This is a genomic window from Flagellimonas allohymeniacidonis (assembly GCF_004296335.1).
Taxonomy (GTDB): Bacteria; Bacteroidota; Bacteroidia; order Flavobacteriales; family Flavobacteriaceae; genus Flagellimonas; species Flagellimonas allohymeniacidonis.
Genome location: NZ_SGIU01000001.1, coordinates 957,397 through 972,919, shown reverse-complemented (window position 1 = coordinate 972,919; position 15,523 = coordinate 957,397). Strand labels below are relative to the sequence as shown.

14 protein-coding genes are annotated in these 15,523 nt (G+C 42.1%); 4 read left to right on the top strand and 10 right to left on the bottom strand.

The genetic code is table 11. The features are described 5' to 3' along the window. The first annotated feature begins 20 nt into the window (after positions 1-20). On the top strand, positions 21-548 hold the full coding sequence (locus EW142_RS04330) for a fasciclin domain-containing protein (RefSeq protein WP_130610159.1): 528 nt from the start codon (positions 21-23) through the stop codon (positions 546-548). A gap of 2 nt (positions 549-550) precedes the next feature. Here EW142_RS04330 and pheT read toward each other — a convergent pair whose 3' ends face one another. After that, entirely contained in the window at positions 551-2,971 is a 2,421-nt protein-coding gene (pheT, locus tag EW142_RS04325; protein WP_130610156.1) for a phenylalanine--tRNA ligase subunit beta, read from the bottom strand. 128 nt (positions 2,972-3,099) lie between these two features. Between pheT and EW142_RS04320 the strand changes: the two genes are divergently transcribed. Further along, on the top strand, positions 3,100-4,332 hold the full coding sequence (locus EW142_RS04320; RefSeq protein ID WP_130610153.1) for a peroxiredoxin family protein: 1,233 nt from the start codon (positions 3,100-3,102) through the stop codon (positions 4,330-4,332). Here the strand turns inward: EW142_RS04320 and leuB are convergent. After that, entirely contained in the window at positions 4,329-5,447 is a 1,119-nt protein-coding gene (leuB, locus tag EW142_RS04315) for a 3-isopropylmalate dehydrogenase (protein ID WP_130610150.1), read from the bottom strand. The genes EW142_RS04320 and leuB overlap by 4 nt on opposite strands. 60 nt (positions 5,448-5,507) lie before the next feature. After that, complete coding sequence (locus EW142_RS04310; RefSeq protein WP_130610147.1) at positions 5,508-6,680, bottom strand: 2-isopropylmalate synthase; 1,173 nt, start codon at positions 6,678-6,680, stop codon at positions 5,508-5,510. A 146-nt stretch (positions 6,681-6,826) separates the two neighbouring features. Between EW142_RS04310 and EW142_RS04305 the strand changes: the two genes are divergently transcribed. After that, positions 6,827-8,371: a hypothetical protein gene (locus EW142_RS04305; RefSeq protein WP_130610144.1), complete on the top strand. Its 1,545-nt coding sequence runs from the start codon at positions 6,827-6,829 to the stop codon at positions 8,369-8,371. Here EW142_RS04305 and EW142_RS04300 read toward each other — a convergent pair. The 3 genes from EW142_RS04300 to panB are packed head-to-tail and all read right to left on the bottom strand — an operon-like array spanning position 8,368 to position 10,575. Beyond that, positions 8,368-9,057 (bottom strand): RluA family pseudouridine synthase, encoded by a 690-nt coding sequence (locus EW142_RS04300; protein WP_130610141.1) that lies wholly within the window; start codon positions 9,055-9,057, stop codon positions 8,368-8,370. The genes EW142_RS04305 and EW142_RS04300 overlap by 4 nt on opposite strands. A 41-nt stretch (positions 9,058-9,098) precedes the next feature. Next, complete coding sequence (locus EW142_RS04295) at positions 9,099-9,803, bottom strand: SGNH/GDSL hydrolase family protein (RefSeq protein WP_130610138.1); 705 nt, start codon at positions 9,801-9,803, stop codon at positions 9,099-9,101. Then, the gene (panB, locus tag EW142_RS04290; RefSeq protein ID WP_130610135.1) at positions 9,757-10,575 is read right to left on the bottom strand and encodes a 3-methyl-2-oxobutanoate hydroxymethyltransferase; all 819 of its coding nucleotides are present in this window, start codon (positions 10,573-10,575) and stop codon (positions 9,757-9,759) included. Before panB ends, EW142_RS04295 begins: the two co-directional genes overlap by 47 nt. Before the next feature lie 69 nt (positions 10,576-10,644). Between panB and EW142_RS04285 the strand changes: the two genes are divergently transcribed. Continuing rightward, on the top strand, positions 10,645-11,121 hold the full coding sequence (locus EW142_RS04285) for a nuclear transport factor 2 family protein (protein WP_130610132.1): 477 nt from the start codon (positions 10,645-10,647) through the stop codon (positions 11,119-11,121). A 29-nt stretch (positions 11,122-11,150) separates the two neighbouring features. Here EW142_RS04285 and EW142_RS04280 read toward each other — a convergent pair whose 3' ends face one another. The 4 genes from EW142_RS04280 to EW142_RS04265 form a co-directional block, all read right to left on the bottom strand. Continuing rightward, positions 11,151-11,807, bottom strand: coding sequence for an SCO family protein (locus EW142_RS04280; RefSeq protein ID WP_130610130.1), 657 nt, complete (start codon positions 11,805-11,807; stop codon positions 11,151-11,153). 10 nt (positions 11,808-11,817) lie between these two features. Next, on the bottom strand, positions 11,818-13,548 hold the full coding sequence (locus EW142_RS04275) for a hypothetical protein (RefSeq protein ID WP_130610127.1): 1,731 nt from the start codon (positions 13,546-13,548) through the stop codon (positions 11,818-11,820). 232 nt (positions 13,549-13,780) lie between these two features. After that, positions 13,781-14,026 (bottom strand): VF530 family protein, encoded by a 246-nt coding sequence (locus tag EW142_RS04270; protein ID WP_130610124.1) that lies wholly within the window; start codon positions 14,024-14,026, stop codon positions 13,781-13,783. 16 nt (positions 14,027-14,042) lie between these two features. Beyond that, complete coding sequence (locus tag EW142_RS04265) at positions 14,043-15,467, bottom strand: L-serine ammonia-lyase (protein WP_130610121.1); 1,425 nt, start codon at positions 15,465-15,467, stop codon at positions 14,043-14,045. Positions 15,468-15,523 lie beyond the last annotated feature (56 nt).

Sequence of the window (15,523 nt, the reverse complement as noted above, 5' to 3'; positions counted from 1 at the left end):
AGGTCCCGAACACCCCAATTATGAAAATGACCCCCACCATTAGCCTACTAGCATTGTTATGCATGGGAACCCTATCCTCTTCTGCACAATATCAAAAAAAAGAAACGCTGTCCGTTACTGCTGAGTCTGAACGTCATTCTACGCTCTTTGCGGCGGTTAAGGCGGTTGAAATGGATGATATTTTGGAGGGCTCAGGTCCCTTTACCATCTTTGCTCCTTCCAACGCGGCTTTCGAAAAATTCTCTTCAGCAAAATTGAAGGAACTTATGAGCGCCAAGGACAAAAGCGAGCTCAAATCTCTTTTAACCTACCATATCGTTGCGGGTAATTTAACAGCATCTCGAATATTAAGGGCCCTGTGCAGGGGGAAAGGGAGAGCTTCTTTTACTACCGTGCAAGGCAAAAAGTTGACCGCTCATATGGAAGGTTATGATATCGTATTGACCGATCCAGTAGGCAATACGGCCCGTATCACCCATGCAGACCTAAGTCATGGCAATCGGGTGATCCACGAAATCGATAGTGTTATCCTACCTGCTCAAATGTAAATTTATCTGAGGCTGGCCCCGAGTTGTTTTTCGTAGCTCTTCTGAAGTTTAGACATTAGTTTGTCAATCTGCTTGTCCGTCAAAGTCTTGTTTTCATCTTGCAAGGTGAAACTAATCGCATAGGATTTTTTCCCTTTTGGAAGATTTTTACCGGTATAAACGTCAAAAAGATTCACACTTTTCAACAATTTTTTTTCTGTGTCCCAAGCAATATCATTCACTTGCTGAAAGCTAACATTTTCATCAAGAAGTAATGCGAAATCACGGGTAACCTCAGGATACTTGGGAATTTCTCTGAATGAAATGGCTTGATCTTGTACCAAATCCAAAATCATGTCCCAATCGAAATCGGCTATCAAAACGGCTTGTTTTAGCTCGAGCTTTTTCAATACCGATTTGTTAACTAGACCAAAAGTGCACAGCTCTTTTCCATTGACCCAATAGCTAAGTCCTTCCGATAGACTTTTGGAATCGGTTGGCTTGGCTTCCGCTTTTTCAATACCAAGTCTTTGCAAAATTGTTTCTATAGACCCTTTTAGATAAAAGAAATCTGTTTTTTCCGTTGGTCTTGTCCAGCTATCTGAATTGCGGTTTCCAGAAATAAACAGGGACAGATGCTGTTTTTCATCGTTCCCTTTTTTCGTGGCATGATAGGTTTTGCCAAACTCATACAACTTTAGTCTGTTCTGCTGTCTGTTGTTGTTGTATTTGATGGTTTCCAGTCCAGAAAGCAGCATGGATGTTCGAAGCACGGACAAATCTAAACTTAGTGGGTTCATCATTTCCACGGCATTTCCAGAGGAAACAATGGCCTCTAAATCCTCACGGGCCACCAAACTGTTGGTCATAATTTCATAAAAGCCTTGGGAGGCCAACATATCACCGACAATGTCTTGCAACCTATGACTTTCCAGTTTAGAATTACTGGCTATCGAAGCGTTTAATTTTTCTTTGAAATCGATTTTGTTATAACCGTATACCCGCAGTATCTCCTCAATAACATCCACTTCACGTTCCACATCCACACGATAAAAGGGAATGGTCAAGCCAAGACCTGATTCGGTAACATTGTTCACCCTTATCTCCAAAGAAGACAATATCGACTTGATGGTATCTCTGGGAATTTCTTGCCCTATCAACGAGTTGATTTTATCGAATGTCAAAAATACTTGGCGTTCCTTGGGTTTCTTTGGATACAGGTCAACCACTTCAGAACTGATTTCGCCTCCGGCAATTTCTCGAATCAACGCTGCGGCACGCATAAGGGCATACTCGGTGATTTCGATATCGATGCCACGTTCAAAACGAAAGGAAGCATCCGTGTTTAGACCGTGACGTTTGGCACTCTTACGAATGGAAATAGGATTGAAATAGGCACTTTCCAAAAATATGGCGGAAGTGTGCTCCGTAACTCCTGAATATGTACCGCCAAAAACCCCAGCAATGCACATGGGCTTTTCGCTATCGCAAATCATTAGGTCTTCTTCATGCAGTTCGCGCTCGACATCATCCAAGGTAGTGAACTTAGTACCGCTTGGCAGTCGCTTTACCTCAATTTTGCCTCCCTTTATTTTGTTGGCATCAAAAGCATGCAAAGGTTGTCCTAGTTCATGAAGTACATAATTTGTAACATCCACTATGTTATTTATCGGGGAAAGCCCGATGGCCTTTAATCGATTTTTCAACCAATCTGGGGAATCCTGAACAATAATGTTACTTATGGTCACCCCGCAATATCGTGGTGCAAGGTCGCTATCTTCAACTTCGACATCAATTTTTAAAGACCTGTTGTCGATAGAAAAATTGCTGGTCGAAGGTGTGACCAAACCTTTACTGATCTCATGCTGTTCCAGTCCGGCCTTGAGATCTCTTGCGACGCCAAAATGGCTCATGGCATCTGCACGATTGGGTGTTAGCCCTATTTCAAAGACGTCGTCAGTCTCTATTTCAAACACTTCACTACCAAGTGTACCAGGTTCAAGCGCATCACTGAGCACCATTATTCCGTCATGACTTTTTCCAAGACCAAGTTCATCCTCGGCACAGATCATCCCATGACTCTCCTCGCCCCTGATTTTTCCTTTTTTAATTTTCAAAGGTTCACCTTCGGCAGAATACAAGGTGGTACCAATGGTGGCAACAGGTACTTTCTGGCCGACAGCAACGTTTGGGGCTCCACATACAATTTGAACAGGAGTTTCTTCGCCAATATCAACAGTGGTCACCTTTAAACGGTCAGCGTTGGGATGCTTTTCACAAGTAAGCACGTGTCCCACAACAACACCCTCAAGGCCGCCTTTAACTGATTCAAAGCTGGTTATGCCTTCAACCTCAAGTCCAAGATCTGTCAAAAGCTCACCGGTCTTTTGCGCCTCCCAATCCACTGACAAAAACTGCTTTAACCAGTTGTAAGAAATCTTCATACCCCAAATTTAAAGTGGACAAAGATAAAACAATCAAAAAAGAGATTCAATCCAAATATTTGCAAAGGAACACCTTGATTTGTAAGTTTTGAACTATATTTTCGAAATAAAGAAAAACTAGCAGTGCCATGAGGAACATTTGGGTTTTATTTAGTGCCGTTGCATTGACATTTGGTTCGTGCAAGGTTGAAGAAAGAACACTATTGCCTGGAGAGTGGCGTGCGGAAATGGGCGTTTCTGAAAATAGAACACTTCCCTTCAACTTTAAACTTAAACTGGCGGATAATGGGAGTTACCAAATGGAAATGTACAATGCGGATGAAGTGGTGGTAGTTGATGAAATGGAAATCTCTGGGGATTCCATCCATATTAAAATGCCAGTTTTTGAAGGATATATAGCAGGCACCTTTACTGAAAACAAGATAGAAGGAAGTTTTATCAAAGAGAGTTTAGAGCGTGTGGTTTCCTTTTCGGCCTCTCATGGAAAACAGGAACGGTTCACCACTAAGCAAACGGCTAACGTCAACATTTCTGGAATTTGGGAAACTTATTTTGAAGTGGGTACCGAAGATGAGTATCCCGCCAAAGGAGTTTTTGTTCAAGAGGAAGGCATTGTAAAGGGAACGTTCCGTACTAAAACAGGGGATTATCGTTATTTGGAAGGCGTTATGGATGGCGATTCCCTGAAGCTCTCCACATTTGACGGTGCCCATGTTTTTTTATTTGCCGCCAGCGTTACAGACAGCACGTTGCAGGGTAAATTTTACTCAGGAAACCATTCTGTGGAAACCTTTTCGGCCAAACGCAATGAGGCGTTCGAACTACCGGATGCCAATACGCTCACCTTTTTAAAGGAAGGATATGATCATATTGATTTCTCTTTTCCGAATGAGTCAGGAGAGATGATCGGTTTGACGCATTCCCAATTTGAAGGAAAACCGGTAGTGGTACAGATTATGGGTACTTGGTGTCCCAATTGCCTAGACGAGACAAAATTCTATGTGGACTATCTGAAAAACAATCCTGAATTGGATGTAGCTTTTGTCGCGCTGGCTTTTGAGTATGCCAAGACCGAGGAAAGCGCTTGGGTGGGCATTGAAAGGTTGAAGCAACGAATTGGTGTGCCTTACCCAATTCTTTTGGCACAATTCGGCACTTCAAACAAACAAAAGGCCAATGAAAAACTCCCGATGTTAAATCATGTTCTTTCTTACCCTACTACTATTTTTATTGATAAAAACCGGGAAGTGCGAAAAATTCATACAGGTTTCAATGGACCCGCCACTGGTGAAAAGCATGAAATCTTCAAAAAGGACTTTGACAAAACAATTCAGGAGATGGTGAGTGCAGAAACCGATTAAATAATCGTGGATTTGCCTAGTCCGATGTTTTCATCGTTCATATTTAAATCATCATCCTCATCAACAATATTGTCCGCGATAAAGTCGCCAACCTGATTGGTTCCATATTGGCTTTTCTTAGCCAAATCGGGAGTTACAATTCCCTTTTTTAAGGATTTGTCCACCGCCTCTCGAACCGACATGGCTTCTTCAAAAAGACCAAAATGCTCCAAAAGCATGGCTGCAGAGAGAATTGATGCAATGGGGTTGGCAATATCTTTTCCCTTGGCCTGAGGATATGATCCATGGATGGGCTCAAAAAGAGCATTTTGCTCCCCAACGGATGCCGACGCCAACAAGCCGATGGACCCTCCAATTACGCTGCCTTCATCAGAAATAATATCACCGAACATATTTTCAGTCAAGATTATGTCAAACTGACTGGGGTTGAGAATGATTTGCATGGCAGCATTATCCACAAAAAGGAAATCGAGCGTTACCTCTGGGTAGCTTTCTGCAATTTTAGAGACGACTCTTCGCCATAAGCGAGACGATTCCAAAACATTGGCCTTGTCGACTAGGGTAAGCTTGCCGCTCCTATTCTTTGCAGCTTTGAATGCCAAATGGGCAATTCGGCTAATTTCTTTTTCAGAATATTCACAAAGGTCGGAGGCAATAGTTCCTTCCTCATTAAGTTTTTTTTCACCGAAGTAAATACCTCCGGTCAGTTCACGATAAATAACAAAATCGGTCCCTGCAATGATATCTTTTTTCAGAGGCGAATTGTCCAACAAGGTGGGAAACACTTGCACAGGCCTAATATTGGCAAATAAACCCAGTTCCTTTCTTAGCTTTAATAGACCTTGTTCCGGACGTACTTTTGCTGAAGGGTCGTTATCATACTTTGGGTCTCCAATGGCACCAAACAAGACAGCATCTGCTTCCTGACAAAGATTTAGCGTCTGATTGGGTAATGGGTTCCCTGTGCGGTCAATGGCCGTAGCTCCAACCAAGGCTTCCTTGAAAGTGAAATGATGATTGAATGTTTCCTCCACAGCATGAAGGCACTTCACAGCCTGATTCAAGACCTCAGGTCCAATTCCGTCTCCAGGAAGTAAGGCTATTTTCAAATTCATGTGGGTTCTTTTGAGACTTTGCCTATAAGTTAGTACAATAGGTTGGGGCTGTTGTTTGGGTCAGGCGATGCTGGCAATGCCCACATCACTGGTTTCAATGATTTTGTGGATGTCCTCATCCATAATCTCCTTTTGGCGATCGGCAAACTTCAAAAAGTTTTGATAAACCACGTCCAGTTGCAACTTGGTAAGCTCGTAGCCTACATTTTTTGCTCGATAGGCCAAAGCCGCGCGACCACTTCGGGCAGTGAGCACAATGGAGGATTCGTTGACGCCCACATCATGGGGGTCAATGATCTCATAGGTTTCCCGTTGCTTTATAACCCCATCTTGATGGATACCAGAACTATGCGCAAAGGCATTTGAACCTACAATTGCCTTATTGGGTTGCACGGGCATTCCCATTTTTTGGGAAACCATTTGGCTGGTGTCGTATAACAACTTGCTGTTGATGTCGGTATCGAGCTCCAAATAAGGATGTTGTCTAAGAATCATGACAACTTCTTCCAAAGATGTATTTCCAGCGCGCTCACCAATACCATTAATGGTACACTCAATTTGGCGTGCTCCGTTGATTACCCCAGCTATGGAGTTGGCCGTGGCCAGTCCAAGGTCGTTGTGACAATGACAGGACAGAATGGCCTTCTCAATTCCGTTGACATTTTCCTTTAGGTATTTCATTTTGGCTCCATATTCCTCCGGTAGACAATATCCAGTGGTGTCAGGAATATTCAAAACTGTGGCTCCGGCTTTGATGACCGCTTCACATATCTGCGCCAAATAATCATTGTCCGTTCTCCCCGCATCTTCGGCATAAAACTCAACATCCTCCACAAAGGTTTTGGCATATGCCACAGCTTCAACTGCCCGTTCGATGATCTTTTCCCGGGTAGAGTTGAATTTGTATTTGATATGCGAATCTGAAGTGCCTATCCCGGTATGGATTCTCGGTCTTTTGGCCACTTTAATGGCTTCGGCGGCAACTTCAATATCTTTTTTTACGGCTCTGGTCAATCCGCAAACTGTTGCGTTTTTGACCAATTTGGCAATTTCATGAACGGATTGAAAATCACCCGGACTTGAAATCGGGAAACCTGCTTCTATGACATCTACTCCCAGTTCGTCGAGCCTTTGGGCAATAACCAATTTCTGTTTGGTGTCCAGTTTGCAACCTGGAACTTGCTCTCCATCTCGTAGTGTAGTGTCAAAAATTTGTACCTTATCTTTACCCATTCTGGCAGTGCGTTTTAACTCAATTACACGAAGATAAATCAGGAGCTGGCCCAGATAGGGGATTCAACAAATCCATTACAATGTTAAACTGTATTTCTTGCTCATTAAGGCTTTGAAATACAGATGGTTAAATTAAGTTTTTTACGATGACAAATACCCACAAGGACACCTTGTTTGTACTCATAAAATCACTTTCCAAATCTGAAAAGAGACAGTTTAAGCTGTATGTGGGTAGACTTGGGGTGAACACCGATGCAAAATTTCTAGCGCTTTTTAACCTTTTGGATAAGATGCGGGCTTATGATGAAAAGCAAATTTTGGATAGTGGGATCGTCAAAAAAGCGCAACTTTCCAACCTTAAAGCCCATTTGTATAGGCAAATATTGGTGAGTTTGCGATTGAATCCCGTTAACCAAAATATTCGAGTACAAATCCGGGAACAATTGGATTTTGCCACCATCCTATATCAGAAGGGATTGTACAAGCAGAGCTTAAAAATTTTGGATAAGGCCAAAAACTTTGCCATTGAGCATGAAGAGAAAAATGTGGCCTATGAAATTGTGGAACTGGAGAAGATCATCGAAACGCAGTATATCACGCGAAGCATTCCGCATAGGGCGGATGAACTGGCAGTGCAGGCGAAAGAACTCTCAGAGCATAATGTAATGACCAGTAAATTGTCCAACCTATCCCTCCAATTGTATGGTATGATGTTGAAGGTAGGTTATGTTCGCAATGATGAGGACTTGAACAGTGTGCGGCAGTATTTTGAGTCTCACATGCCGGCATACCGGGTTGAAGATTTAGGCTTTCGAGAAAAACTTTGGCTTTACAAAGCCCATCTTTGGTACAGCCTTTTGACCCAAGATTTTCTTGCAGCCTATAAGTATGCGAGCAAATGGGTAGACCTCTTTTATGAAAATGAGGAGATGATTCGTTTGAACCCTGTATTTTATTTAAAAGGCAACCACTATCTTTTGGAGGCGCTATTTTTTGTGAAATATGGCTCTCAGTTCCGAGATACGTTAGAACGATTGGAGCAGCATGTGAACGGACCTAAGTTTCCACAAAACGATAATATTGCGTCTTTAAGCTTCTTGTACATCAATTCCAATCGTTTAAGTCTCCATTTTCTTGAAGGCACTTTTGAGAAGGGACTTTATTTGGTCAACATCATTGAATATGGAATAAAGAAACATAGAGATCGTATTGATGAGCACCATATCATGCTTCTCTATTACAAAATTGCTTGTCTGTATTTTGGAATGGGGGACCATAAGAATTGTATTCTCTATCTGAAACGTATCATTTCCAACAAGAACCTGAAAATGCGTGAGGACCTGATGTGCTTTGCCCGAGTTTTGAGTTTAGTGGCTCATTATGAAGCGGGAATGGACTATCATCTTGAAGTTCAATTGAAAAGCACCTATAAGTTTTTGTTGAAGATGAACGATTTGCATGCCGTACAAAGGGAAATGATCAAGTTTTTGAGAAATTTAGGTGACATTTATCCTGGCGAGCTTCGCAATGAATTCCAAAAACTTTATGACGAACTAAAAAAGTACGAACACCACCCTTACGAAAAACGGGCATTTTTGTACTTGGATATTCTTTCATGGTTGGAAGGTCATCTTCAGAACAAACCGGTGGCGCAAATCATTCGCGAGAAAGCGCTGGCTGCTATCCGTTAATCACAGGCATTCCAGAGTGGGTCATTTGGTGTTTGGGCGTCAATCCCTAAAGGTTCATTTTTTACGGGATGCACAAGCTCTAATTTACGGGCATGAAGGTGAATACTTCCATCTTGGTTGCTTCTGTCCGCTCCGTACTTTAAATCTCCTTTTATATGGGCACCCACTGCGGCCAATTGCGCACGTATCTGATGATGGCGGCCTGTCTTTAAATCAATTTCAAGCAGGGAATACGAATCTAGTTTCTTGATCACTCTGTATTCCAAAATGGCCTTTTTGGAATTTTCTACTTCTTTGGGATGGGCATACGATTTGTTTTGCTTCTGATTTCGAACCAGCCAATGCACAAGCGTGTCGGACGTCTTTGTGGGCGGCTTTTTAACCATGGCCCAATAGGTCTTTTTGGTTTTGCCCTCGGCAAAAAGCTTGTTTAATCGGGAGAGTGCTTTTGAAGTCTTGGCAAAAAGAAGTACTCCCGAGGTAGGGCGATCCAATCGATGCACTACACCTAGAAATACATTACCGGGTTTGTTGTATTTCTCCTTGATATATGCTTTTACCACCTCGCTCAAAGGCACATCCCCTGTTTTGTCACCTTGCACTAGGTCTCCCGGCCTTTTGTTAATGGCGATTAGATGGTTGTCTTCGTAAAGAACCTCTAAATTTTCGGAATTAATTGTTTTGATTTTTAATGATTTAAGCTTTTAACTTTAAAGGTATTGATTTCTCAATCCTTAGGACTGGGAAATAGCGCCTCACAAATAACTTTTGCTGCCATCTCACTACCCAACATAGAGGGGTGAAATCCATCATTGGTATAGTACGAGAAATCTCCTGTAGCATCAAAATGATTTTTCCATAGTTCACCTACAGGACATAAAATAGCATTATTTACCTTGGAAGCATCTCTATGGTTGGCAATTACTGCCGCAAAGGTATTGTAGTAGCGTTTTGAAGGCCAAACCATGAAATAGGCCAGTTCTGTGCCATATTTAGAACAGAGTTGCTTAAACTTCTGTCCGTATTCAAATAGTATTTCCCTTCCATAGTCTTGCGAAGATGGGCCTTGTTGTATGACCACATAAGCATAGTTATTTTCCGATATCAGTTGCTGTACTTTGCCATCCACCCAATGGTCCATAAGGGCATAATTGGGAAAAGCAAGCATTTCGGTCTGTAGTTGGATTCCTTGGGACAACGCTTGCTTTCGGACCAAACTGGGCAGGTCATTGTAAAATGTAAGACTGTTGCCCACAAAAAGAACTTTTAGAGTGTCCGTATTATGTTTGTTTGATACTGGAATCGAATAGCTCTGACCTGAAAAGCCTTTTAGGGTAAAAAAGAGAAAAAGTATGCCGAAAAGACCATATTTCTTGAAGACCAGATTAATACTGCTCTTCAGTACTTGGAAAATCCCTGCTCTTGACATCATCGACATATTTTGAAATCGCATTGCTCATTTCCTCATAGAGATTCATATATCTTCGAAGGAATCGTGGGTTGAATTCATGGGTCATTCCCAAAAGATCGTGGACCACCAAAACTTGGCCGTCAACTCCACCACCAGCGCCTATTCCAATAATTGGGATGGAGACGCTTTCAGCTACTTCTTGGGCAAGTTTAGCAGGAATTTTTTCCAAAACAATACCAAAACAGCCGAGTTCTTCCAATTTTTTGGCATCCTCCTTTAATTTGGCAGCTTCCCTTTCTTCCTTGGCCCGAACCGTATAAGTGCCGAACTTATAAATGGATTGTGGCGTTAACCCCAAATGCCCCATTACAGGAATTCCTGCTTGGAGAATCCGTTTTACCGAATCCTTTATTTCCATTCCACCTTCGACCTTTACAGCATGAGCACCACTTTCTTTCATAATTCGAATAGCCGAGCGCAGGGCTTCCTTAGAGTCACTTTGGTAACTTCCAAAGGGAATGTCAACGACCACCAAGGCCCTTTTGGCCGCTCTCACCACAGAGCTTGCATGATAGATCATTTGATCAAGTGTGATAGGCAGGGTAGTTTCGTGTCCGGCGATAACGTTACTGGCCGAATCACCAACCAGTATGACATCTACATTTGCAGCATCCACAATTTTGGCCATGGAGTAGTCATAGGAGGTAAGCATGGAGATTTTCTCCCCATTTTGCTTCATTTCCACAAGTGATTTTACCGTAACCCTTTTGTATTCTTTCTTGGCGACTGACATCGATTATCGTTTTTGACGGCTAAATGTAAGCAGATTTGTTTAATTTGGTTTGAATTTAAGCTATTACCCATGAAAACATTCACCTTCTTTATCTTATCTCTATTTACAATCTCAATTTATGCCCAGGGACCCAATGCCGATGGCATGGAAAAACAAGCTGTTGAGGAAACCATCCGGACTTTTTTTGACGGATTCCACAAGCAGGACTCGACCATCATTAAAAATGTTGTTGACAATTCCATAGTGCTTCAGACGACTGGGAGAAACAAGGAGGGAAAAACCATGTACCGTACCAGTGAATTCTCGAAATTTCTCGAATCCATTGTCAGTATTCCGGACAGTATTGGTTTTGAAGAGAAGTTAACTTCTTTTTCTATTCAGGTAGATCGAACCATGGCCAATGCATGGGTAGGGTATGAATTTTGGCTTAATGGGAATTTCTCACATTGTGGCATTAATTCTTTTCAACTCATCAATTTTGATGGTACTTGGAAAATCATTTATTTGATTGATACCAGAGGCAAAGCAGGCTGTCTTGAAGAGTAAACAGCTTAGGTTTCCATTTTAGTTACGATTTATTGAGCAAGTATTTTAATATCATCAATTAAACGGAGCACGTCGTCGTCGTCCGTACCATTGTAAACTCCCCGTATTTGTTTTTTTCGGTCGACCAAAACAAAGTTAGGCGTATGAATAAAGTCCTGTAAGCCACCATCTCCTTCATCCACTGCGGCAAAGTAACTTTTGCGGGCTAAATTGTAGATGTGTTTTTTATCTCCCGTGGTAATGTTCCATTTGGTATCAACGACCCCATGTCTATTGGCATATTCCCTTAAAATTGAAACATTGTCCATTTCGGGGGTAACGGACATGGATAACAACATGATATCATCGTTGTTCAAGAAAATCTCCTGTAATTTCCCCATGTTATTTGACATAATAGGACAGATACTTGGGCAACGGGTAAAAAAGAAATCAGCAACATAGATTTTATTTTTATAATCTGATTGGGTGATGATTCTTCCATTTTGATTTATCAAAGTAAAATCGGCTACGGTATGTGGCTTTTCTGAATGTTGTAGGCTATTATCTACCAATTCTGGATTAAAATCTTTTGGGCCTATAACAGGTAATTCTGAGCCGCCCCGGAAAACAATATAAAAAGCAAACAAAACGCCAATAGTTCCAAAAACCACGAGCCTTTTGGTTTGCTTATATTTTTTAAATGACATTTTTGCCCTTTTACAATACGGAGGTTGAAATAGTCAAATCAGAATGTTGCCAAGCTTTATCAAATTCCGCTTTAATGGCTTTTGCTTCATCTAACTTACCTTGGGCCTTCAAACTGTTGTGCAGTCCCATTAAGGACCATCCATTTTGTCGAAGTATCTCCAAATCTTCCCGATACACTTGTTCTGCTTCTTCGTATTTTTTTGCGGTCATTAAAATGGCCCCTAAGTTCTGTCTTGTCGGAATATGCCATGCAGCAGGTTCGGTATAGGTAAGGGCATCTTCAAATACCACGGCATTCTTGAGATGTTCAATGGCTTTGGCAGAATCACCATTCAATGCGGCCAATTCCCCTGCCACAACTTCATACGCTATGTTCGCTGAATTAATCGAAGGGTTGTGCGCGGTGGCCACCAGATCTTCAAGTTCAGGGTCATTTTTCAAAACTTTGATTGCGTCCAATTCTTCTTTGGCCTCCTTGGCATTTCCTTTTCTGATAAACGCAAGCCCTCTGGCATAATGGCGAATCAAGTTAAGGTGTTTAATATCCTTGTTGGGTGCGGGAATGGTCAAAATTTCGTTCCATTTTCCAAATCGGGTGTAGGCCAACATGGGTGTAGAAGCAAAATCTTGTAAAAATGGCATGGTTATAAATTCCCCTACAGGAACTTTTTCCGCAGTCTTCTTTGCAGCATCAATAGCGACATCACTATTGCCCAGCAGACTGGCTGCAGACCAAAGAAAATGGATATTATGAGGATAGTATCCCAAAGGATATAAGCCTTGTGAGTAACATTGGGAAATGTAATCCTCATCGGCTAAAATTGCACTTTGATTCGCTTCAACGGCATCCAAATAACGTCCCACTCGAATATAAATATGAGAGGGCATGTGCACTAAATGTCCTGCCGCCGGCATAAGCGTTCCCAACTTATCGGCACTTGCAACGCCTAAATCTGGTTTTGGCAGCTCCACCATATGAATGTAATAGTGATGTGCCCCAGGATTATTTGGATTGATTTCCATTGCTTTTTCAAGAGCGGCCTTAGCTTCTGGAATATTGGGGGAGGGATTTCCGCCTTCATCCCAATAATTCCAAGGAACTGTGTTCATCACCGAGGCAGCAAATAATACCTGTACTTCAGCATCATCCGGATATTCGTCCAGTACTTTTGCCATTGCATTCATATAGGCCATATTAAGCTCTGCAACATCCTTGGTGAGGTCTTCGCTGTACCTGGCCGTTAGGGCGTTGATAAGGGCTTGTTCTTTCGGGCTTGCAGTGGAAGCTAGACTTAGGGCCTTGGCCAGTGCTTCATTGGTTTTTATTTTCCGCTCCTCTGGGGGCAATGGGTCATTTATATTGGGACCCAAGGCATAAGCTTGGCCCCAAAATGTCATTGCCGAAGTAGGATCTAAACGAGAGGCTTCCATGAATGATCTATGGGCCTCTGCATGGTTAAAGGCATACGTGAGCCGTAAACCTTGATCAAAGAATATTTGCGCTCTTTCATTTTCAGTTGTGATGCTGTAGGTCAAATCCCCTAAATTTTCAAAAAGAGGCGCAATTTGTTGTGTAGAATCCACCACTTCCAACAAATAGGTGGTTGGTGTGCACTTGATAAAGCTAAAGGATGCTTTTTGTTGATTCTTAAGCGTAGTATTGGAAGTGTTTTTTGTTAAGAAATGAACGGAGGTCAATACTACCAAAACCAATATGGCCAAGCTTAATTTTGTTTTCATAATGTTCTGTCGTTAGGTTTTCTTTTTTACGTTTTGATTAGCGAACCAGTGGGGGAGAGCTGTTCTGCATAAAAAGGCATTGCACCTTAAGGGGGTATTTATCTAAAAGTTTTGATGAAGTTAATTATTCGATAATTTACTGCTAATCAATCACTAAGGTAATAAAATCTGCATAACCTCGCTGAGAATATTGTGTACGATGCTTGTTTTGCTGTGTTTTAGGGAAAATCTTTTAACCCCCTCCTGTCATTAGGTTAATATAGAGCCTTTCCACTTTATCCCTAGCCCATGGTGTTCTTCTTAAAAACTTAAGACTTGATTTGATTGAAGGGTCGTTTTTAAAACAATTGATATTGATTCTCCTTGCCATTTCTTCCCAGCCATAATGCTCAACCAATAATTCCAAAATATCAATCAACTTTACGCCATGCAACGGATTATTGGGTTGTGATTGTTTGTGATTGTTCTTTTTGTCCATAAAAGGCTGATACTTTTTAGCAATCACTCAAGTTAACACCAACGGCTAAACCTCCTTCAGAGGTTTCTTTGTATTTACTGTTCATGTCCTTGGCCGTTTCCCACATGGTCTGGATAACCTTGTCCAATGGAACCTTTACTTCCTTTGGGTCGGTATCCATAGCCAGTTCCGCGGCATTTATGGCTTTTATCGCACCCATCGAATTACGTTCGATGCAAGGAACCTGAACAAGCCCACCAATGGGATCGCAGGTAAGACCCAAATGGTGTTCCATGGCAATTTCCGAAGCTACCAACACCTGATCTGGGTTACCTCCCAATAGCTCACAAAGAGCACCAGCCGCCATCGCCGAAGAAACACCAATTTCTGCTTGGCATCCACCCATAGCGGCAGATATTGTTGCTCCCTTTTTGAAAATGCTACCAATCTCGCTAGCTACCAACAAGAATTTTTTGATATGTTGAAAATCGGCCTCATGGTTTTCAATGACCAAATAATACATCAAAACCGCTGGAATAACCCCAGCGCTACCATTGGTAGGAGCGGTTACCACTCGCCCCAAGGAAGCATTTACTTCATTTACACTAAGTGCAAAGCAGCTCACCCATTTTAATATTTGACGAAATTTGACTTCGGTTTTACGTATCGTCTCCAACCATTCTTTCGGATTGGAATAGGGTAAATCTCCTTTGAGGTTCTGGTGCATTTCATAGGCCCTCCGTCTTACATTGAGTCCGCCAGGCAGTTTGCCTTGGGTGTGGCATCCCAAATACATGCAGTCCAACATGGTGTCCCAAATCCGCTGCAATTCATAATCGATGTCCTTATCCGTGCGCAAAGACCTTTCATTTAGCAAAACAACATCAGAAACCGAACATTGGTGGGAGTGGCAATAGGCCAGAAGTTCATCACCAGTTTTAATGGGACAAGGAAAGGTTTTAAAAGTTTCCTTGTTTTCTTTAGAATGCTCTAGGGTTTCCTTAACCACAAAACCTCCTCCAATGGAATAATAGGTTTCTACAACGGTAGTATTGTTTGACAATAGCGCCTCAAAACGAAGACCGTTGGCATGAAAGGGGAGAAATTCCCTTTTGAAAACAATGTCTCTCTGAAAATCAAATGGAATGGTTCGTTCACCCGCAAAACATAATTGGCCACTGGATTTGATTTCTTCAATTACTGTTGGAATGGTCTCTGTGGACACCGTCTCAGGGTCTTGTCCCAAAAGCCCCATAACCACAGCGATATCGGTGGCATGCCCTTTTCCTGTCAGGGATAGTGAACCATATAAGGTAACCTTAACTTTTTTGCTAGATTGAAAGTGGCCCATGTCCCTAAGTTCAGAAATCCATCTTTCCGCAGCTCGCCAAGGGCCCAGGGTATGTGAACTCGAAGGCCCCACACCAATTTTGAGCATGTCAAATACACTAATACATTCCATTTACCAGCGTTTGTACTGCTCCAAAGATAGGGCGACAACCTCAATAGTTCATCACA

Excerpts from the sequence above, each read along its gene's own strand:
- EW142_RS04330 (WP_130610159.1), top strand. The coding sequence starts at position 21 with ATGAAAATGACCCCCACCATTAGCCTACTAGCATTGTTATGCATGGGA.
- EW142_RS04310 (WP_130610147.1), bottom strand. The coding sequence starts at position 6,680 with ATGGGTAAAGATAAGGTACAAATTTTTGACACTACACTACGAGATGGA.
- EW142_RS04275 (WP_130610127.1), bottom strand. The coding sequence starts at position 13,548 with ATGAAAACAAAATTAAGCTTGGCCATATTGGTTTTGGTAGTATTGACC.
- EW142_RS04305 (WP_130610144.1), top strand. The coding sequence starts at position 6,827 with ATGACAAATACCCACAAGGACACCTTGTTTGTACTCATAAAATCACTT.
- EW142_RS04285 (WP_130610132.1), top strand. The coding sequence starts at position 10,645 with ATGAAAACATTCACCTTCTTTATCTTATCTCTATTTACAATCTCAATT.
- EW142_RS04295 (WP_130610138.1), bottom strand. The coding sequence starts at position 9,803 with ATGATGTCAAGAGCAGGGATTTTCCAAGTACTGAAGAGCAGTATTAAT.
- EW142_RS04320 (WP_130610153.1), top strand. The coding sequence starts at position 3,100 with ATGAGGAACATTTGGGTTTTATTTAGTGCCGTTGCATTGACATTTGGT.
- EW142_RS04280 (WP_130610130.1), bottom strand. The coding sequence starts at position 11,807 with ATGTCATTTAAAAAATATAAGCAAACCAAAAGGCTCGTGGTTTTTGGA.
- EW142_RS04270 (WP_130610124.1), bottom strand. The coding sequence starts at position 14,026 with ATGGACAAAAAGAACAATCACAAACAATCACAACCCAATAATCCGTTG.
- EW142_RS04265 (WP_130610121.1), bottom strand. The coding sequence starts at position 15,467 with ATGGAATGTATTAGTGTATTTGACATGCTCAAAATTGGTGTGGGGCCT.
- pheT (WP_130610156.1), bottom strand. The coding sequence starts at position 2,971 with ATGAAGATTTCTTACAACTGGTTAAAGCAGTTTTTGTCAGTGGATTGG.
- leuB (WP_130610150.1), bottom strand. The coding sequence starts at position 5,447 with ATGAATTTGAAAATAGCCTTACTTCCTGGAGACGGAATTGGACCTGAG.
- panB (WP_130610135.1), bottom strand. The coding sequence starts at position 10,575 with ATGTCAGTCGCCAAGAAAGAATACAAAAGGGTTACGGTAAAATCACTT.